The sequence below is a fragment of the Pseudomonas sp. 18-147 genome (genome assembly GCF_051048045.1).
Classification (GTDB): domain Bacteria; phylum Pseudomonadota; class Gammaproteobacteria; order Pseudomonadales; family Pseudomonadaceae; genus Pseudomonas; species Pseudomonas aeruginosa.
The window spans coordinates 699,657-718,824 of record NZ_CP182296.1; the positions used below are offsets into that span (position 1 = coordinate 699,657).

Genomic DNA, 19,168 nt, shown 5'->3' on the forward strand with positions numbered 1-19,168 from the left:
GCTTCCTGCGCGCCATCGGCCCGGTGGGCCGCACGCCTCTCGATGGGCTGAAAAAGATGCTGGATAATAAAGCATGACCTGCGCAACGGCTAGGGCCGTGGAGAACCCCGTAAATGTCTGATGATGCCCGTTTCCAGCAGCTGAATCGCTGGTTGGACTCTTGTTTGCCCGAGTTGTTCGTTGCCGAAGGTTGGGGGGAAGTGCCCCCCGCCGAACTGATCCCGGCCAGTAGCGACGCCAGCTTCCGTCGTTATTTCCGCTGGCAGGGAGGGGACCGCAGCCTGGTGGTGATGGACGCGCCGCCGCCCCAGGAAGACTGCCGACCGTTCGTCAAGGTCGCCGGACTGCTCGCCGGAGCCGGCGTGCATGTGCCGAGGATTCTCGCCCAGGACCTGGAGAACGGTTTCCTGCTGCTCAGTGACCTGGGCCGGCAGACCTACCTCGACGTGCTTCATCCCGGGAATGCCGACGAGCTGTTCGAACCGGCCCTGGATGCGCTGATCGCCTTCCAGAAGGTCGATGTCGCCGGTGTCCTGCCTGCCTACGACGAAGGGGTGCTGCGCCGCGAGCTGCAGCTGTTCCCCGACTGGTACCTGGCCCGTCACCTGGGCGTGGAGCTGGAGGGCGAGACGCTGGCCCGCTGGCAGCGGATCTGCGACCTGCTGGTACGCAGCGCGCTGGAGCAGCCGCGGGTGTTCGTCCATCGCGACTATATGCCGCGCAACCTGATGCTCAGCGAGCCCAACCCGGGCGTCCTCGACTTCCAGGACGCCCTGCACGGCCCGGTCACCTACGATGTCACCTGCCTGTACAAGGACGCCTTCGTCAGTTGGCCGGAGCCGCGCGTGCATGCCGCGCTGAGTCGTTACTGGAAGAAGGCGACCTGGGCCGGCATCCCGCTGCCACCAAGCTTCGAGGACTTCCTCCGCGCCAGCGACCTGATGGGCGTGCAGCGGCACCTGAAGGTGATTGGCATCTTCGCCCGCATCTGTCACCGCGACGGCAAGCCGCGCTACCTGGGTGACGTGCCGCGCTTCTTCCGTTATCTGGAAACCGCCGTGGCACGCCGTCCCGAGCTGGCCGAACTGGGCGAGCTGCTGGCCTCGCTGCCGCAGGGAGCCGAGGCATGAAGGCGATGATCCTCGCCGCCGGGCGTGGCGAGCGCATGCGGCCGACCACCCTGCACACGCCCAAGCCGCTGATCGAGGCCGCCGGCGTGCCATTGATCGAGCGTCAGTTGCTGGCGCTGCGCCAGGCCGGAGTCGACGACTGGGTGATCAACCATGCCTGGCTTGGCGAGCAGATCGAGGCCTATCTCGGCGACGGTTCGCGCCTGGGCGGGCGGATCGCCTATTCCCCGGAGGGTGAACCGCTGGAAACCGGTGGCGGAATCTTCCGCGCCCTGCCATTGCTCGGCGAGCAGCCGTTCCTGTTGCTCAACGGCGATGTCTGGAGCGACTTCGACTACTCTCGGCTGCATCTTGCCGACGGCGACCTGGCGCATCTGGTGCTGGTCGACAACCCGGCGCACCATCCCGCCGGCGATTTCCACCTGGATGCCGGCGGACGGGTGGGCGAGACCCGCGAAGCGGGCGGCAACCTTACCTACAGCGGGATCGCCGTACTGCATCCCGCGCTGTTCGAGGGCTGCCAGCCGGGCGCCTTCAAGCTGGCGCCGCTATTGCGCAAGGCCATCGCCGCGGGGCGGGTCAGCGGCGAACACCATCGTGGGCAGTGGGTCGACGTCGGTACCCACGAGCGCCTGGCGGAAGTCGAGCGATTGCTGGCGGAGCACGCCTGAGATGCTCTGGCCCGCTACGCTGATCGGAGCCGGAGCCGGCTGGGCCCTGGCCAGCATCCCCGGCGCCCTGCTCGGCGGCCTGCTGGGGCAACTGCTGGACCGCAGGTTGCGCCTGGAGTCCTGGCGCGGCCTGCTGGCGCGCTTGCGCGGGCGGGCGGTGAACGATGAGGACGACCTGCTGTTTCAGTTGCTCGGCTATCTGGCCAAGAGCGGCGGGCGGGTGGAGGAGATGCATATCCGCCAGGCGCGCGAGGAGATGGCGTTGCGCAAGCTCGATAGGCGAGCCCAGCGGCGTGCCATCGCGTCCTTCGGCAAGGGCAAGGCCGGCATCGCCCATCTGCAGGCGGAGGTCGCGCGTCTGAAGGGCGAACGTGCGGAGGCAGTATTGCTCGCCTGCTGGCGGATGGCCTGGGCTGGCGGCGTGCTCAGCCAGTCGGCGCGACAACTGGTGTTGCAATGGGGGCGCTGGCTGGGTTGGTCGGCGGAGCGAACGGAACGCTTGTCGGCGCGGGTCATGCCGAAGCGGACGCGCGCTGTCGCCCGGGATAGCTACCGTGAGGCCCTGCTGCTGCTCGGCGTGGAGGCCGGAAGCGAGCCGGCGCTGATCAAACGCGCCTATCGCAAGCTGATCAGCCAGCACCATCCGGACAAACTGGCGGGAGCCGGCGCCAGCGTCGAGCGCGTGCGTGCGGCTACCGAGAAAACCCGTGAATTGCAGGCGGCCTACGCCCTGGTCCGAGAGCGTGAGGGGTTTCGCTGATCACTCCGCAGGTTTCTGCGCATCGGCCTGCAGGTGAAGGCTGAGCCAGCCGCGGATTCGTCGGTACAGTTGCTCCTGCTCCGCCTTGGGGTCGGCCGGTAGCGCCTGCATCGCGATTTGTACGTAGGCCGGGTGTTTCTGCCGCTTGCCGGCCTGCATGCGCAGCCTGGCCGCCTCGCGGTCGGCGCGGGCGTCGCGGTAATAGAAGTCGCCGGTCGCCAGTTTCAGCTTCGGCACCATATCTTCCAGCGCCGGGCGAAAATCGCGCGGTACCTCCGCGGCAACCAGCAGCAGGTTGTGGATTTCCGCAGGCTCCTTCTCCGCCAGGTAGCGTGCCGCCCAATAGGCGCCCGTGCCATGACCGAGCAGGACGACGCTTTTCGGTTCGTGCTGCAGGGCCAGGTCGATGCTCGCCTGCAGGCGCGCCATGACCCGTTCGGCGTGCGCCTTGCGCTGCTCGACCGGATCGATGGCTGGGGGAGGGGCCTGGTCCTCGCTCTGCGCCGGTTCGCCGCTGCCGGCTTCGGCGGTGCTTTCCGGCGCCGGCGCGTTGCCGCTTTCGCCTTTCACGTCAGGCTTGCTTGCGCTGTCCGCGGCGCTGGCGTCCTTGTCGGCGCTGGCGCTGGCGGCGGATTCCGCAGGGCGGGTAACCGGCGCGGTGCTCTGCGGGTCGGGCAGGGCCAGGCTCAGGGTCTGCCAGCCGGCATCCGGCAGTTTGCGCCTTAGCGGGCCGATGGCTTGCGGCCAGTCCGGACTTTCGCCATCACCGGGAACCAGGATCACTACACCTTCGGCCTCGGCGGTGTTGGCTGGCAACCAGAGGGTGAGGAAGCTTTCGTCGCCGGCCTTGAGGATCTGCTGGCCGTCCTCCGGCAACTGGCGCTCCAGCCCCTTGGCCTCGTCCTGGCTGCGCTCGCTGACCGCCGGGCGTTCCACGGGGGCCGGCGGCTGGTCCTTGGCGGCCTCCTCTTCGGCTTGAACGAAAGCCGGCGGCAGGAAAGCGGCGGCCAATAGCAGCGGCAGCAGGACGGAGGGCTTCGGCAGTAGAGAGAAGGCCGGCATTGGAAATTCCCGATAGACAATTCAGAAGGCAGCCTAAACCCAGAGCACTTCTTTGTCAGGCCGAGCCTTCGCATGGTTCGCCGGTCGCGCTCGCGGTAAGGTATGCCCGCTTTTCCTTCCGTTGCGGTGTATTCCGTGGAGTGTCGCCGGCATGTTGCGTCGTTGCTGTCTGCTCTTCTGCTGTCTGCTGTTGAGCCTGCCCGTGCGAGCGGAGGAGTCGGTCGCCTTGCCGCTGACGGCGGAGCTACGGACCTGGCTGGCGGAGCATCGGGAATTGCGCGTCGGGGTGGTCACCGAAGCGCCCTATGCCCAGTACGACCGCCGCCTGCAACAGTACTCCGGGGCCAACGTGGAGCTGATGGGCTGGCTGGCCACGGCAATGCAGGTGACCTTGCGGTGGCAGGGCTATCCCGACCAGGCGGCGCTCGACGATGCCCTGCGCGCTGGGCGCGTGGATATCGCTCCCGGCCTCAGCCAGACCCCAGCCGGGCTGCGCTTGTGGCTGTTCTCCGATCCCTACCTGCGGGTTTCCCGGCTGGTGGTGGGGAAGCCCGATGGCAGCGGCAGCGTCGAATTGGAGCAACTGGAGCGCGATACCCGGGTTGCCGTGCGGGCCGGCAGTTCGGTAGCTGACTACCTCAGCAGCACCTATAGCGGCCTGCAGTGGGTGTCGGCCGATTCCGAACGCGAGGTGCTGCGCGCCGTGCTCGCCGGACAGGCACGCTACGCGGTGATCGACGAAGCGCAACTCAGCCGCCTGACCCGCGAACCGGAGTTCGCCGAGCTAGCGGTGGTTGGCGATATCGGCTACCCGCAGCTGCTGCGGGTGGCGACCCGTCGCGACTGGCCGGAACTGGCGATGGTGGTCGACCAGGCGTTGCGCTCGCTGCCGCGCAAGTCCCTGGACCAGTTGCACGAGCGCTGGTTGCAACCCAAGTATCCGCGCCTCGGCGAGTCGCCGGGGTTCTGGCAGAACCTGTCGATCCTCCTCGGCCTGCTGCTGGCCGGCGCGCTGGCGGCGGTGTTCCTCCAGCGGCGCCAGCAGCATGCGCTGGAAGCCCGGCTGTACGGCGCCCGCCGCGACCTGGAGCTGCGCCAGGCGGCCGAGGAGGCGCTGCGCCTGACCCAGTTCTCCATCGACAACAGCACCCTGGGCATCCTCTGGGTCAACTGGGACAGCCGCGTACGCTACGCCAACCGCGCCGCCGAACAGATGCTCGGCCATGCCGACGGTCAACTCGTGGACCGTCCGCTGGCCGACTTCGAGCCCGGCCTGGACATGGACCGCTGGTTGAATCTTTGGCGTCGTGCGCGCAATAGCGAGGAGGGCCCGCTCAGCTTCGAGACCCGCTGCCTGCGCGCCGACGGCAGTTGGCTGCCGGCCGACGTCTCGCTTAGCTTCCTGCGCTTCGGCACGTCCGAGTATCTGGTGGTGTTCCTCAGCGACGTCACCGAGCGCCGCCGTGCCCGCGAGGCATTGCAGGAAAGCGAGGCGCGGATGAAGGGCATCGCCTCCAACGTGCCGGGCATGGTCTTCCGCCTGGAGCGCCCGCGGGCCGGCGCGTTTTCCGACTTCGCCTATATCAGCGAGGGCAGCGAGGCGCTGGTCGGCTACAGCGCTCGCGAACTGATCGAAAGCGGCCGCGGCATTCGTGGCCTGGTCCATCCCGACGACCGCGAGCGCTACTGGTCGAGCCAGATGGCTGCCCTCGACGAGAATCGCGACTGGCATTGGCAGGGCCGCATCCTCACCCGCCAGGGCGAATTGCGCTGGGCCGACATCAAGGCTTCGGCGCGCTGTTTCGAGGATGGTCGTGCGGTCTGGGACGGGGTGGTCTGGGACATCACCGCGAACAAGCAGATCGAACTCGAACTCGGCGAGTCGCGCGCCCAGCTCCGCGAGCTGTCGGCGCACCTGGAGTCGGTGCGGGAGGAGGAGAAGGCGCGTATCGCCCGCGAGGTCCATGATGAGCTGGGCCAGGTGCTGACGGTGCTGAAGCTGGAAACCTCGATGTGCGAGCTGGCCTATGCCGATGCCCAGGAGGGCCTGCGCGAACGCCTGGGCAACATGAAAAAGCTGATCGCCCAGTTGTTCCAGCTGGTGCGCGACGTGGCTACCGCACTGCGCCCGCCGATCCTCGACGCCGGAATCGGCTCGGCGGTGGAGTGGCAGGCGCGGCGCTTCGAGGCGCGCACGCAGATTCCCTGCCTGGTGGAGGTGCCGGAGAACTCGCCGCAGTTGGTCGACGCCAAGGCTATCGGCCTGTTCCGCATCCTCCAGGAGGCGTTGACCAATGTCATGCGGCATGCCGAGGCGCATACTGTGCAACTGCGTCTGCTGCGCGAGGGCGACGAGCTGTGCCTGAGCGTCAGCGACGACGGTCGCGGGTTCGATGTTGCCACGGTGGGGCGTGGCAGTTCCTTCGGCCTGGTCGGCATGCGCGAGCGGGTGCTGATGATGGGCGGTACGCTGGACATCGACAGTGCCCCCGGCGAGGGCACCACGCTCAGCGTGAGGATTCCGCTGGGCGTCGCGGGCCCGTGACAAGAACAACCGCCGGCAAGGCGGAACAGCGTGAGGCAGCAAAGAGTGGTGATCCGAGTCCTGGTCGCTGAAGACCACACGATCGTCAGGGAAGGCATCAAGCAACTGATTGGCATGGCCAAGGACCTGCAGGTGGTCGGCGAGGCCACCAATGGCGAGCAGTTGCTGGAAACCCTGCGCGGAACGCCTTGCGAGGTGGTCCTGCTGGATATCTCCATGCCCGGCGTCAATGGCCTCGAGGCGATTCCGCGGATTCGCGCGCTGAACGAGCCGCCGGCGATCCTGGTGTTGTCGATGCACGACGAGGCGCAGATGGCCGCCCGCGCCCTGAAGATAGGTGCTGCCGGCTATGCCACCAAGGACAGCGATCCGGCATTGCTGCTCACCGCGATCCGCAGGGTCGCCGGCGGCGGACGCTACATCGACCCGGACCTTGCCGATCGGATGGTCTTCGAGGTCGGCCTGACCGATTCGCGTCCGCCCCATGCGCTGCTCTCCGAGCGCGAGTTCTCGGTGTTCGAGCGGCTGGTGCAGGGCGCCAACGTCAACGAGATCGCCCAGCAACTGGCGGTCAGCAACAAGACCATCAGTACCCACAAGGCACGCCTGATGCAGAAGCTCAACGCGCATTCGGTAGCCGACCTGGTGCGCTACGCGATGGAGCACCGCCTGCTCTGACAGGGGCGTTCGCCCAGGTTTTGCTCGCGGCTTGTGCGCCAGGTCCGGTTTTCGCGATCTGCTGTCTACCTGGCTTCCGCGCGGCAGGGAATGATGCTTGCCGGCCAACACGATAAGGAGAAGAAACGATGTTGCCAGCCATGAGGACGGGCCTGTTGTGCGCCCTTCTCGGAGTTACCGCGCCCGCCTGGGCGGAATACGTGACCGTGATTTCCTTCGGCGGCGCCAACAAGGAAGCCCAGGAAACCGCGTTCTACAAACCCTTCAAGAGCGCCACCGGCAATCGCGTGGTGCATGGCTCCTACAATGGCGACCTGGCCAAGCTCAAGCGCATGGTGGAGATCAGCCACGTCTCCTGGGACGTGGTGGAAGTCGAGGCGCCGGAGCTGGCGCGCGGTTGCGAGGAAGGTCTGTTCGAGAAGCTGGACATGGCGAAGGTCGGCGATCCCGCGGATTTCGTTCCCGGCGCGGTGCAGCCCTGCGGAGTCGGCATCTTCGTCTGGACCACGCTGCTTGCCTACAACCCCGGCAAGGTTGCGGGCAGCCCGCAGGGCTGGGCGGATTTCTGGGACGTGAAGAAGTTTCCCGGCAAGCGCGGCCTGCGCTGGGGCGCCAAGTACAGCCTGGAGTTCGCCCTGATGGCCGATGGCGTGGCGCCGAAGGACGTCTACCAGACGCTGGCGACGCCCGCCGGCGTCGAGCGGGCATTCCGCAAGCTCGACGAGCTGAAGCCCTATATCCATTGGTGGAAGTCCGGGCAGGACCCTGTGCGCGACCTGGCCGATGGCACGGTGGTGATGAGTTCGGCCTATAACGGGCGGATCGCCGCGGCGCAGGCCGAGAAGCAGCGCCTGGCAATGGTCTGGAGCGGCGGCGTCTACGATTTCGACTTCTGGGCGCTGCCGGTCGGGGTTTGGAAGAAGCAGTTGGCCGAGGAGTTCATCCGTTTCGCCAGCCAGCCGGAGCAGCAGAAGGCTTTCGCCGAGAACATCGCCTACGGCCCGGCCAACCGCAAGGCGGTAGGCCTGCTCGATCCGCAAGTGGCTGCCAACCTGCCGACCGCGCCGCAGAACATGCAGAACGCGGTGGGTATGAACGTGGCCTTCTGGGCGGAGCACGGCGAGGCCCTGGAGCAGCGTTTCCAGAACTGGGCCAAGCGCTGAGGAGGCCGTTGCGCGCCAGCCGGAGAGCGCTGGCGCGCAAACCTTTGCTCTTCTCGAAAGCCCCTTCCCAGAGCGGTTCGGCCCATTCCGGGATGCATCTTTTTTGTAGGGCGATTCCTACAAAGAGCTTTCCTTTCCCCTGATAGAAAACTCTCTTGCCGGCCGATTTGCGTCCTGCGCCGGGTTCTCTAGGCTGTTCGCACAGCATCCATAAAACGAACAAAGGTGCGGTTATGGCCGAGACTCAAGGCGGCGATGTGCTGGTCAGCTTCCGTGGCGTGCAGAAAAGCTACGACGGCGAGACCCTCATCGTGAAGGATCTCAACCTGGACATTCGCAAGGGCGAATTCCTCACCCTGCTCGGCCCCTCCGGGTCCGGCAAGACTACCAGCCTGATGATGCTGGCCGGTTTCGAAACCCCCACCGCCGGCGAAATCCTCCTGGCCGGTCGCTCGATCAACAATGTCCCTCCGCACAAGCGCGACATCGGCATGGTGTTCCAGAACTATGCGCTGTTCCCGCACATGACCGTGGCCGAGAACCTGGCCTTTCCCCTCAGCGTCCGCGGCATGAGCAAGACCGACGTGAAGGAAAGGGTCAAGCGCGCGTTGTCGATGGTCCAGCTCGACGCCTTCGCCGGGCGTTATCCGGCGCAGCTTTCCGGTGGCCAGCAGCAGCGCGTGGCGCTGGCCCGCGCGCTGGTCTTCGAGCCGCAACTGGTGCTGATGGACGAGCCCCTGGGAGCGCTGGACAAGCAACTTCGCGAGCACATGCAGATGGAAATCAAGCATCTGCACCAGCGCCTCGGCGTCACCGTGGTCTACGTCACCCACGACCAGGGCGAGGCGCTGACCATGTCCGACCGGGTGGCGGTGTTCCACCAGGGCGAAATCCAGCAGATCGAGCCGCCGCGCAATCTCTACGAGCAGCCGCGCAACACCTTCGTGGCCAACTTCATCGGCGAGAACAACCGTCTATCCGGGCAGCTTCTCAGTTGCGACGGCGAGCGCTGCGTGGTCGGGCTGCCGCGCGGCGAGAAGGTCGAGGCGCTGGCGGTCAACGTCGGCCAGCCGGGCGAGCCGGTGACCTTGTCGATCCGCCCCGAGCGGGTGCGCCTGAACGGTGCCAGCGAGTCTTGCGTCAACCGTTTCTCCGGCCGCGTGGCCGAATTCGTCTACCTGGGCGACCACGTGCGTGTGCGCCTGGAGGTCTGCGGCCGCGACGACTTCTTCGTCAAGCAGCCGATCGCCGAGCTGGACCCGACGCTGAGCGTCGGTGATGTGGTTCCGCTGGGCTGGCAGGTCGAGCATGTGAGGGCGCTCGACCCTCTGCCGGCGGCGTGAGCGCCGGCAGTCCCGAACCGTACCGAAGCAACCCTGCACTGTGGAGAGAACAATAATGTCGAAATCCCTGAAAGCGGCCAGCCTGAAGTTCGCCACCCTGGCGGCCGGCCTGGCATGCGCGGCCCAGGCCATGGCGGTGGACCTGACCGTGGTGTCCTTCGGCGGGGCCAACAAGAGCGCCCAGATCAAGGCGTTCTACGAGCCCTACCAGAAAGCCACCGGCAACAGGATCGTCGCCGGCGAATACAACGGCGAGATGGCCAAGGTCAAGGCCATGGTCGATACCAACAGCGTGTCCTGGGACCTGGTGGAAGTGGAGTCGCCGGAGCTGTCGCGCGGCTGCGACGAAGGCCTGTTCGAGGAACTCGACCCGGCGCAGTTCGGCAAGACCGAGGACTTCGTGCCCGGCGCCATCCAACCGTGCGGCGTGGGTTTCTTCGTCTGGTCCACGGTGCTCGCCTACAACGCCGACAAGCTGAAAAGCGCGCCGACCAGTTGGGCGGACTTCTGGGACATCAAGAAATTCCCCGGCAAGCGCGGCCTGCGCAAGGGCGCCAAGTACACCCTCGAATTCGCCCTGATGGCCGATGGCGTGGCGCCGAAGGACGTCTACGGCGTGCTCGCCACCAAGGAAGGCCAGGATCGTGCCTTCAAGAAGCTCGACGAGATCAAGTCGAGCATCCAGTGGTGGGAGGCGGGCGCCCAGCCGCCGCAGTACCTGGCTTCCGGCGATGTGGTGATGAGTTCTGCCTACAACGGTCGGATCGCCGCGGTGCAGAAGGAAAGCAACCTGAAGGTGGTATGGAACGGCGGCATTTACGATTTCGACGCCTGGGCCATCCCGAAGGGGGCGAAGAAACGGGAAGAGACCCTGAAGTTCATCGCCTTCTCGGTGCAGCCCCAGCAGCAGAAGACTTACTCGGAAAACATCGCCTACGGTCCGGCCAACAAGCAGGCGGTGCCGCTGCTGGACAAGGCCCTGCTGAAGGACATGCCGACCACTCCGGAAAACATCCAGAACCAGGTGGCAATGGACGTGACCTTCTGGGCCGACTACGGCGAACAACTGGAACAGCGCTTCAACGCCTGGGCGGCCAGGTAATCCTCGCCTGACCCTCCAGAGAGGGCCGGAGGGGCCGCCGCGCGGCGGCTCCTCCTACCGTTCCACACTTTCCAGGGTCGCCCCCGACGGCCCGCTTTTTTTCCGGAGTTCGCTATGGCCACAGCTGTGCCCATGTCCCAGGCCGCCGGCAGCACCCTCAAGCAACGCCTGGCGCGCGCCGAGCGGATGAACCGCCTGAAGTCCCAGGCGCTGATCCTGCCCCTGCTGGCCTTCCTGGTCCTGACCTTCCTGGTGCCGATCGCCGCCCTGCTCTACAAGAGCGTGTCCAACCCGGAAGTGGTTCGCTCGTTGCCGCTGACGGTAGAAGCCATCTCCGCCTGGGACGGCAAGTCGCTGCCGGCCGACGCCGTCTACAAGGCGCTCAGCCAGGATCTCGCCGAGGCTCGTCGCAACCAGACCATCGGCGATCTCTCCAAGCGCCTGAACATGGAACTGGCCGGTTATCGCAGCCTGATGGCGAAGACCGCGCGCAAGCTGCCGTTCAAGGAGGAGCCCGCTTCCTACAAGGACGCCATGGAGCAGCTCGACGAGCGCTGGGGCGACCCCGCCTACTGGCAGGTGATCCGCCGCAACGCCAGCAGCTATACGCCCTATTACCTGCTCGCAGCCCTCGACCACCGGATCGACGATCTCGGCGAAGTGGCGCGCGCCACCCCGGACCAGGCCATCTACCTGGACATCTTCGCCCGCACCTTCTGGATGGGTGCGGTGATCACCGTCATCTGCCTGCTGCTGGCCTACCCGCTGGCCTACCTGCTGGCCAACCTGCCGACGCGCAAGAGCAACCTGCTGATGATCCTGGTCCTGCTGCCGTTCTGGACCTCGATCCTGGTACGTGTCGCTGCTTGGATCGTCCTGCTGCAATCGGGTGGCCTGATCAACGGCGCGCTGCTCAAGCTTGGCCTGATCGACCAGCCGCTGCAACTGGTGTTCAACCGCACCGGCGTATACATCGCGATGGTGCACATCATGCTGCCGTTCATGATCCTGCCGATCTACAGCGTGATGAAAGGCATTTCGCCGAGCTACATGCGCGCCGCGATTTCCCTCGGCTGCCACCCGTTCGCCAGCTTCTGGCGGGTGTATTTCCCACAGACCGTCGCGGGCGTCGGCGCCGGTTGCCTGCTGGTGTTCATCCTGTCCATCGGCTACTACATCACCCCGGCGCTGCTGGGCAGCCCGAACGACCAGATGGTCAGCTACTTCGTCGCCTTCTATACCAACAGCACCATCAACTGGGGCATGGCCACCGCCCTCGGCGGCCTGCTGCTGCTCGCTACCCTGGTGCTCTACGTCGTCTACAGCTGGCTGGTGGGCGCCAGCCGCCTGCGCCTGGGATAGAGGGCCTTCCGAGAAGGCCAACCGATTCCCCTCTGCCTTCGGAAAAAAGGTTGCCCGGAGGGCGGGGAGAGGGGGATCCGCACGAAACACATTGGAGAGCGAGTCATGCTGAGTCCCTACATGTCCCCGGTCGAGCGCCTGTGGTTCTACTCCCTGCGCATCCTCTGCGGCCTGGTACTGCTGTTCCTGGTACTGCCGGTGCTGGTCATCGTGCCGCTGTCGTTCAACTCCGGCACCTTCCTGGTCTACCCGCTGCAAGGGTTCTCCCTGCGCTGGTACGCCGACTTCTTCCAGTCCGCCGAGTGGATGCGCTCGTTGACCAACAGCATGATCGTCGCTCCGGCGGCGACCCTGCTGGCGATGGTCTTCGGCACTCTGGCGGCGATCGGCCTGACCCGCGGCGAGTTCCGCGGCAAGGCACTGGTGATGAGCCTGATGATTTCGCCGATGGTGGTGCCGGTGGTGATCATCGGCGTGGCCAGCTACCTGTTCTTCGCTCCGCTGGGGCTCGGCAACAGCTACCTGTCGCTGATCGTGGTGCATGCGGTGCTCGGCGTGCCGTTCGTGATCATCACCGTCTCCGCGACCCTGCAGGGGTTCAACTACAACCTGGTGCGCGCCGCCGCCAGCCTCGGCGCGCCGCCGCTGACCACCTTCTTCCGGGTGACCCTGCCGCTGATCGCTCCGGGAGTGATTTCCGGCGCGCTGTTCGCCTTCGCCACCTCGTTCGACGAAGTGGTAGTGACCCTCTTCCTCGCCGGTCCCGAGCAGGCCACCCTGCCGCGGCAGATGTTCAGCGGCATTCGCGAGAACCTGAGCCCCACCATTGCCGCCGCGGCGACCCTGCTGATCGGTTTCTCCGTACTGCTGTTGCTGACCCTGGAATGGCTGCGCGGGCGCAGCGAGAAGATGCGTACCGCACAACCCGGCGGCTGAGGCGCAGGGCGCGCCCGGCTTGGTCCGGGCGTCGGCCGCTGCGGCGAAAAGTCGTCATTTTCACCGCCAAAAACCGATAACGGCTACAATGCGCGCCTTCCGTGATCCCCTTTGAGGTGCGCCATGCAACCCTTCGCCATCGCTCCGTCGATCCTTTCCGCCGATTTCGCCCGCCTGGGCGAGGACGTGGACAAGGTGCTCGCCGCCGGTGCCGACATCGTTCACTTCGACGTGATGGACAACCACTACGTGCCGAACCTGACCATCGGCCCGATGGTCTGCTCGGCGCTGCGCAAGTACGGCGTGAGCGCGCCGATCGACGTGCACCTGATGGTATCCCCGGTGGATCGCATCATCGGCGACTTCATCGAAGCTGGCGCCACCTACATCACCTTCCATCCGGAAGCTTCCCAGCACATCGACCGTTCCCTGCAACTGATCCGCGACGGCGGTTGCAAGGCGGGCCTGGTGTTCAACCCGGCCACTCCGCTGGAGGTGCTGAAGTACGTGATGGACAAGGTCGACATGGTCCTGCTGATGAGCGTCAACCCCGGCTTCGGCGGGCAGAAATTCATCCCCGGTACCCTCGACAAGTTGCGCGAGGCACGCGCCCTGATCGATGCCTCCGGTCGCGAGATCCGCCTGGAGATCGATGGCGGCGTCAACGTCAAGAACATCCGTGAGATCGCCGCGGCGGGCGCCGATACCTTCGTCGCCGGCTCGGCCATCTTCAACGCCCCGGACTACGCCGAGGTCATCCGCGCCATGCATGCCGAACTGGCCCAGGCGCACCAGTAATGAGCGCTGCGGAGCCGTTCTTCGCCACGCGCCTGCCGCGTCTGGTGATGTTCGACCTGGATGGCACGCTGGTCGATTCCGTTCCCGACCTCACCGCCGCGGTCGACAGCATGCTCGCCAGCCTCGGGCGGCCGCCGGCGGGCATCGAGAAGGTCCGCCAGTGGATCGGTAACGGCGCACGCGTCCTGGTGCGTCGCGCCCTGGCCGGAAGCATCGAGCACGACGGCATCGGTGAGGAGGAAACCGAAGCCGCGCTGGCGTTGTTCATGGAGGCCTATGCCGACAGTCATGCGCTCACCGAGGTCTACCCCGGCGTCGTCGACACCCTCAAGTGGCTCAAGCGCAACGGCGTGGAAATGGCGCTGATCACCAACAAGCCGGAGCGCTTCGTCGCTCCGCTGCTGGATGAGATGAAGCTGGGTCGCTATTTTCGCTGGATCATCGGCGGTGACACCCTGCCGCAGCAGAAGCCCGACCCGGCGGCGCTGCTGTTCGTGATGAAGATGGCCGGCATCGAGCCCGAAGATGCGTTGTTCGTCGGTGACTCGCGCAACGACGTGCTCGCCGCCAAAGCTGCCGGCGTGCGCTGCGCGGCGCTGACCTATGGCTACAACCACGGCCGGCCGATCGCCGAGGAAGCGCCCACCCTGGTCATCGACAACCTGCGCGACCTGCTGCCTTGCGCCGACCAGGCCGCTGAGATAGTGTTGCCGGACGACTCCCTTTCCCCCTCCGACCAGCGAGATCAAGCCGTGGCGGTCAGCAAACTCTGGATGAAGGTCATCAAGGCCCTGGCGCGTTGGCGCTGGCGCGCCTGACATCATCCTCCGCCGGATAGCCGGCGCGCGTTTGCACCCTGTTGACCGTTCTCTCCTCCGATGAGGCTGATCATGAATCGCGAAGAATTCCTGCGGCTGGCCGCCGATGGCTACAACCGCATCCCGCTGTCCTTCGAGACCCTTGCCGACTTCGACACGCCGCTGTCGATCTACCTGAAGCTGGCCGACGCGCCGAACTCCTACCTGCTGGAGTCGGTGCAGGGCGGCGAGAAATGGGGGCGCTATTCGATCATCGGCCTGCCGTGTCGCACGGTGCTGCGGGTCTACGACCATCAAGTGCGGATCAGCATCGATGGCATGGAAACCGAGCGCTTCGATTGCGCCGACCCGCTGGCTTTCGTCGAGGAGTTCAAGGCGCGCTACCAGGTGCCCACCGTGCCCGGCTTGCCACGTTTCGATGGAGGCCTGGTCGGCTATTTCGGTTACGACTGCGTGCGCTACGTGGAAAAACGCCTGGCCACCTGTCCGAACCCGGACCCGCTGGGCAACCCGGATATCCTGTTGATGGTGTCCGATGCCGTAGTGGTATTCGACAACCTGGCCGGGAAGATCCACGCCATCGTCCTCGCCGATCCCTCCGAGGAAAATGCCTACGAGCGCGGCCAGGCACGTCTGGAGGAGCTGCTGGAGCGTCTGCGCCAGCCGATCACCCCGCGTCGCGGCCTCGACCTCGAGGCGACCCAGGGCCGGGAGCCGGCGTTTCGTGCCAGCTTCACCCGCGAGGACTATGAAAACGCGGTAGGAAGGATCAAGGACTACATCCTGGCCGGCGACTGCATGCAGGTGGTGCCGTCGCAGCGCATGTCCATCGAGTTCAAGGCGGCGCCCATCGACCTGTACCGCGCGCTGCGCTGTTTCAATCCGACGCCCTACATGTACTTCTTCAACTTCGGCGACTTCCATGTCGTGGGCAGCTCGCCGGAGGTGCTGGTACGGGTCGAGGATGGCCTGGTGACGGTGCGCCCGATCGCCGGTACCCGTCCGCGCGGGATCAACGAAGAGGCCGACCTGGCGCTGGAGCAGGATCTGCTGTCGGACGCCAAGGAGATCGCCGAGCACCTGATGCTGATCGACCTGGGGCGCAACGACGTGGGGCGGGTGTCCGACATCGGCGCGGTGAAGGTCACCGAAAAAATGGTGATCGAACGTTACTCCAACGTCATGCACATCGTGTCCAACGTCACCGGGCAATTGCGCGAGGGGCTCAGCGCGATGGACGCGCTGCGGGCGATCCTGCCGGCGGGTACGCTGTCCGGCGCGCCGAAGATCCGCGCCATGGAGATCATCGACGAGCTGGAGCCGGTCAAGCGTGGAGTCTACGGCGGCGCGGTCGGCTACCTGGCATGGAACGGCAACATGGACACCGCCATTGCCATCCGCACCGCGGTGATCAAGAACGGTGAACTCCACGTGCAGGCCGGCGGCGGTATCGTTGCCGACTCGGTGCCGGCGCTGGAGTGGGAAGAAACCATCAACAAGCGCCGGGCGATGTTCCGCGCCGTGGCGCTGGCCGAGCAGAGCGTCGAGTAAGACGGCGCGAGGCGGAAGAAAAGAAGGCGGATGGCGTTTGCGCCATCCGCCTTTTTATGCCCGGCTGGACCCTCGCATTGGCTTCGCCCTACGCGGAACCGCTTTCGTAGGGCGAATATCGCGACGCGATATCCGCCAGGCGGAGCATGGTGTCGCTCCCTACGATGCTGGCAACGGCGGGCCGCTCAGGATGCGATGCTGTCCGCGCCTGGCTGTGCTCGACGGGCGCTTCCGGCTTGGTTCGCGCGCTGGTCGACGTAGGCGGCGAGGTGATCGAGGGCCACGAACTGCATGGCCTTGTGGCTATCGTCGAGGGTCGTCACTGGCAGGGCGATCCGCCCGCATGCCAGGGCCTTGCTGAAGTTTTCCTTGTTCAGGTTGCGAAACCAGCGTTCGCGGACCTGCTCCAGCGGCACCAGGACGTCGCCGAAGATGCGGTAGACCAATTCCACGGTTTCCTGGCGTGGAATCGGAGTGGTAGGGGCGATGGTTGGCTGCACGGTATTCCCTCCTGCGGCTACGCGTCGTTGAAGGAAATATAGCTCAGGTTGTTTTTCTGTGCAATAGCTGGAGTTGTAGTGCGGGCGAGCGCCAGGCGCTCACCGCACCAGGGACGGGGCGCGCCGGTGGCGTACGGTGGACCACCAGAAGACCCAGCCGATCATGCTGATCTGGCGGCTGCGCATGTCCTCCGGCGAGTACTCCTCGTCCGGGTATTCCTCGCGGTTGAAGCTGCGCAGCCGAATGCCGCCGCCGGGCAGGCGATAGACGAACTTCACCCGCAGCATGCCGTCATGTTCGAGGGCGTAGATCTCGCCATCGGTGATATGGGTGGTGGCGGTGTCCACGCCGATGGTGGAGCCATCCATGATCAGCGGTTCCATGCTGTTGCCGGTGAGTTGGGCGCAGATCGCCGCCGACGGATCGACGCCCGAGGCACGCAGCGTGGCATAGGAAAAACGCAGCTTGCGCCCCTCTATCTCGCGTACCGCAGTGCGTCCGGCGCCGGCGGACATCTCCACTTCCTTGTACAGCGGCAGTTCCACTTCGTCTTCGTCCAGCGGTGTGTCGCTGTCCCACGGATGCAGCGGTTCCAGCACCAATGGGCTGCCATCGGCCACGGACACGGCACTGCGCGCGGCTGGAGTGCCTTCGCCGGTCTGCAGCCAGACCGGCGAAACGCCCAGGGCCGCCGCGATCTCGATCAGCTTGCGGGTGCTCTGGGCCTTGCCCGAGGTCAGCTTGTGAATGGTGTTCTGCGAAACCCCTGCCGCTTCGGCGAGGGTTTCCTGCTTCAGGTTGCGCATCGCCATGGCCTGCTTGAGGCGAGCGGCGAAGCTGTCGGGCGGGATCTGGGTGCTCTTGTCCATGCTCGGCAATCTACAGACCGATGAATTTTCTGTAAAGAGCCTAGGTGTTGACGATAAATAGCTTTGGTTGTAATTTCTCTTCCGTCAGAAAGCGGAAGGGGTGAGTTCCACAACTTCCCACCCGCCTTTCAGAGATTTCACATGGGTGCAGGGACGCACCCGGTTGTCGGCGACCGACGATGCAGGTGCCGACTGCTTGGGTGCCGGGGCCATGGGAAAGCGCTCCGGCACCTGGAGGGCCGGAGCGCCGTCCATGCAGACGCTCCGTCCCGCTCATTCATTCTGTCGCCGACCTGCTTCAGGTACGGCGGCGTCGTACAGGGAGTCATTGCCATGTCGCGAGATACGCACTCGCCATTTCCGCGCAGAGGAACGCAGGTCGCCGAACCGGCGCCGCGCATCTGTCATGTTCCATCCATTCGGCCGTCGGGCGTCGGGCACGCCAGGGAGGCTTTCCATGGCTGACCTTGCCGATCACGCCAACGAACTGGTCCTGGCTCGCCTCGACGGCCTCCTGGCGGCGCGCCCGGCGCTGGCCATCCGCGAGTCCGCGGAAGACTGCGAGGACTGCGGCGAGCCCATTCCCCAGGCGCGCCGCCGGGCGGCACCGGGTTGCAGTCGCTGCATCGACTGCCAGGACCGCCACGAGCGCCGTTGAACCGACCTCATGCCGAGCCCTCGCGGGCAGTGAAAGGAGACACGACCGTGATCAAAGCCATCGATGAAATGCTCAAGCTCTGGGCCGAGGAAATGCACGCGCCAGGCAGCAACGGAGGCGGCTACGCCGGCGGCAACCTGATCGCCATGCTGATCGCCAGCAAGGGCGAGGTGGTCCGCGGCCACCGTGGCAGCCGGGTGATCCTCGACCGTGTGGCGGAGGTCGATCGTCTGGTAAATCGCCTACCCGAGGAACTGAAGACCGTGGTGGTGGAGCACTATCTCAATCGCGACAGCTTCCCCGAGCAGAAGTACCGTCACTGCGGTTGCAGCCGCAACACCTTCTATCTGCGCCTGCATGTGGCGCACCAGGGTATCCAGGACGGCCTGCTGCGACGGGCGGCCTGAGTTCCTGGACCGGATCCCGGTCCCCCCTGGAATTTTCCAACCGGCCTTCGGGCCGGTTTTTTTATGCCTGTCGCCCATGGAGGCGGCGAGCCCCATGCACAGCAGCGGACCCTGCACGGTAGAGGCGGGGTCGGGCTGGCGTAGCCATCCTTTTCGTCAGTCGATGCCGGGCTTTTCCATATCGGAAGTGGGTATGCGCTTGCCCGGATGCCTGGCGAAGGTTTCCAGGGCGGTATATCACCCTCATATCGTGGTGCGTCTCCCTCCTATTGCGGTGGATTGTCGAGAAGGCATTGCCGGGCTGGGAATCGGGCGGTAAAAAGTAGTCATTCTTGTAAAGGTGCGTCCCCAGGGAGGCACTCGTGAAGCACCGGAACCCGGCCCTGGCGCCGGGTTTTTTATTGCCCGGGAAAACGTTCGTGCGGACGTTCCCGGCGCTGCCTGCCAAGGAGGGACCCATGGGCAACGAACCGCAGACACTGACGGAAATGCCGCTCTGGGTACTGATCCTGCTCGCCGCGCTGGGCGGCGTCAGCGGCGAGATGTGGCGTGCCGACAAGGCCGGTCTCGGCGGCTGGGCCTTGTTGCGGCGCCTGGCGCTGCGCTCCGGCGCGTCGATCGTCTGCGGCGTGGCGGTGATGCTGCTGGCGTTGGCTTGCGGCGCCGCGCTGCTGTTCGCCGCGGCGCTGGGCAGCCTGACCGCCGCGGCCGGCGCGGAGATCGCCGTCGGTCTCTACGAACGCTGGGCCGCCCGGCGCCTGGGGGTTTGCGAGCTGCCCGAGGAACAGTCGGACGACCGTGGTCCGCATTGAAA

20 protein-coding genes are annotated in these 19,168 nt (G+C 65.8%); 16 read left to right on the forward strand and 4 right to left on the reverse strand.

Features of this window, described 5'->3' with window-relative positions:
• Window positions 1-113 precede the first annotated feature (113 nt).
• From ACM0M4_RS03245 to ACM0M4_RS03255, 3 genes are read left to right on the forward strand one after another with little or no spacing between them, the layout of a single operon-like run.
• Entirely contained in the window at window positions 114-1,130 is a 1,017-nt protein-coding gene (locus ACM0M4_RS03245) for an aminoglycoside phosphotransferase family protein (RefSeq protein ID WP_054375848.1), read from the forward strand.
• Window positions 1,127-1,801: an N-acetylmuramate alpha-1-phosphate uridylyltransferase MurU gene (gene murU / locus ACM0M4_RS03250; RefSeq protein WP_003099549.1), complete on the forward strand. Its 675-nt coding sequence runs from the start codon at window positions 1,127-1,129 to the stop codon at window positions 1,799-1,801. Before ACM0M4_RS03245 ends, murU begins: the two co-directional genes overlap by 4 nt.
• 1 nt (window position 1,802) lies before the next feature.
• Window positions 1,803-2,561 (forward strand): DnaJ domain-containing protein, encoded by a 759-nt coding sequence (locus tag ACM0M4_RS03255; RefSeq protein ID WP_003099547.1) that lies wholly within the window; start codon window positions 1,803-1,805, stop codon window positions 2,559-2,561.
• On the opposite strand, the gene ACM0M4_RS03260 is transcribed toward ACM0M4_RS03255, so the two are convergent.
• Window positions 2,562-3,623, reverse strand: coding sequence for an alpha/beta hydrolase family protein (locus ACM0M4_RS03260; protein ID WP_003117961.1), 1,062 nt, complete (start codon window positions 3,621-3,623; stop codon window positions 2,562-2,564).
• Between the two features lie 151 nt (window positions 3,624-3,774).
• Here ACM0M4_RS03260 and ACM0M4_RS03265 point away from each other — a divergent pair, with 151 nt between their 5' ends.
• The 10 genes from ACM0M4_RS03265 (at window position 3,775) to trpE (ending at window position 15,919) form a co-directional block, all read left to right on the forward strand.
• Window positions 3,775-6,168, forward strand: a complete 2,394-nt coding sequence (locus ACM0M4_RS03265) for a PAS domain-containing sensor histidine kinase (RefSeq protein WP_221345482.1) — start codon at window positions 3,775-3,777, stop codon at window positions 6,166-6,168.
• Window positions 6,169-6,213: 45 nt separating this feature from the next.
• Complete coding sequence (locus ACM0M4_RS03270) at window positions 6,214-6,846, forward strand: response regulator (protein WP_003085103.1); 633 nt, start codon at window positions 6,214-6,216, stop codon at window positions 6,844-6,846.
• Window positions 6,847-6,974: 128 nt separating this feature from the next.
• Window positions 6,975-8,009 (forward strand): polyamine ABC transporter substrate-binding protein, encoded by a 1,035-nt coding sequence (locus tag ACM0M4_RS03275; protein ID WP_003085106.1) that lies wholly within the window; start codon window positions 6,975-6,977, stop codon window positions 8,007-8,009.
• A 233-nt stretch (window positions 8,010-8,242) separates the two neighbouring features.
• Window positions 8,243-9,352: an ABC transporter ATP-binding protein gene (locus ACM0M4_RS03280; RefSeq protein WP_003085109.1), complete on the forward strand. Its 1,110-nt coding sequence runs from the start codon at window positions 8,243-8,245 to the stop codon at window positions 9,350-9,352.
• A 55-nt stretch (window positions 9,353-9,407) separates the two neighbouring features.
• A complete protein-coding gene (locus ACM0M4_RS03285; RefSeq protein ID WP_003099539.1) occupies window positions 9,408-10,454 on the forward strand; it encodes an ABC transporter substrate-binding protein in 1,047 nt (348 codons plus the stop codon).
• A gap of 114 nt (window positions 10,455-10,568) precedes the next feature.
• The gene (locus tag ACM0M4_RS03290) at window positions 10,569-11,816 is read left to right on the forward strand and encodes an ABC transporter permease (protein WP_003109044.1); all 1,248 of its coding nucleotides are present in this window, start codon (window positions 10,569-10,571) and stop codon (window positions 11,814-11,816) included.
• A 105-nt stretch (window positions 11,817-11,921) separates the two neighbouring features.
• Window positions 11,922-12,752, forward strand: coding sequence for an ABC transporter permease (locus ACM0M4_RS03295; RefSeq protein WP_003099535.1), 831 nt, complete (start codon window positions 11,922-11,924; stop codon window positions 12,750-12,752).
• Between the two features lie 123 nt (window positions 12,753-12,875).
• Window positions 12,876-13,550, forward strand: a complete 675-nt coding sequence (rpe, locus tag ACM0M4_RS03300; protein ID WP_003085122.1) for a ribulose-phosphate 3-epimerase — start codon at window positions 12,876-12,878, stop codon at window positions 13,548-13,550.
• On the forward strand, window positions 13,550-14,368 hold the full coding sequence (locus ACM0M4_RS03305) for a phosphoglycolate phosphatase (RefSeq protein ID WP_003099532.1): 819 nt from the start codon (window positions 13,550-13,552) through the stop codon (window positions 14,366-14,368). Before rpe ends, ACM0M4_RS03305 begins: the two co-directional genes overlap by 1 nt.
• 72 nt (window positions 14,369-14,440) lie before the next feature.
• A complete protein-coding gene (gene trpE, locus ACM0M4_RS03310; protein ID WP_003142794.1) occupies window positions 14,441-15,919 on the forward strand; it encodes an anthranilate synthase component I in 1,479 nt (492 codons plus the stop codon).
• A 185-nt stretch (window positions 15,920-16,104) separates the two neighbouring features.
• Here trpE and prtN read toward each other — a convergent pair whose 3' ends face one another.
• The 3 genes from prtN to ACM0M4_RS03325 form a co-directional block, all read right to left on the reverse strand.
• Window positions 16,105-16,419: a pyocin genes transcriptional regulator PrtN gene (gene prtN, locus ACM0M4_RS03315; protein WP_003085128.1), complete on the reverse strand. Its 315-nt coding sequence runs from the start codon at window positions 16,417-16,419 to the stop codon at window positions 16,105-16,107.
• A 99-nt stretch (window positions 16,420-16,518) separates the two neighbouring features.
• Window positions 16,519-17,289: a transcriptional regulator PrtR gene (gene prtR / locus ACM0M4_RS03320; RefSeq protein ID WP_003085129.1), complete on the reverse strand. Its 771-nt coding sequence runs from the start codon at window positions 17,287-17,289 to the stop codon at window positions 16,519-16,521.
• An 84-nt stretch (window positions 17,290-17,373) separates the two neighbouring features.
• Window positions 17,374-17,544: a hypothetical protein gene (locus ACM0M4_RS03325; protein ID WP_016252929.1), complete on the reverse strand. Its 171-nt coding sequence runs from the start codon at window positions 17,542-17,544 to the stop codon at window positions 17,374-17,376.
• Between the two features lie 202 nt (window positions 17,545-17,746).
• On the opposite strand from ACM0M4_RS03325, the gene ACM0M4_RS03330 reads away from it, so the two are divergent.
• From ACM0M4_RS03330 to ACM0M4_RS03340, 3 genes are all read left to right on the forward strand, one after another.
• Window positions 17,747-17,947 carry a TraR/DksA C4-type zinc finger protein gene (locus ACM0M4_RS03330; protein ID WP_003085132.1) on the forward strand — a complete coding sequence of 67 codons (201 nt, stop codon included), beginning with the start codon at window positions 17,747-17,749 and terminating at the stop codon, window positions 17,945-17,947.
• Between the two features lie 47 nt (window positions 17,948-17,994).
• Window positions 17,995-18,354 carry a hypothetical protein gene (locus ACM0M4_RS03335; protein WP_003085135.1) on the forward strand — a complete coding sequence of 120 codons (360 nt, stop codon included), beginning with the start codon at window positions 17,995-17,997 and terminating at the stop codon, window positions 18,352-18,354.
• 458 nt (window positions 18,355-18,812) lie between these two features.
• Complete coding sequence (locus ACM0M4_RS03340; RefSeq protein ID WP_003101619.1) at window positions 18,813-19,166, forward strand: phage holin family protein; 354 nt, start codon at window positions 18,813-18,815, stop codon at window positions 19,164-19,166.
• The last annotated feature ends 2 nt before the right edge of the window (window positions 19,167-19,168 follow it).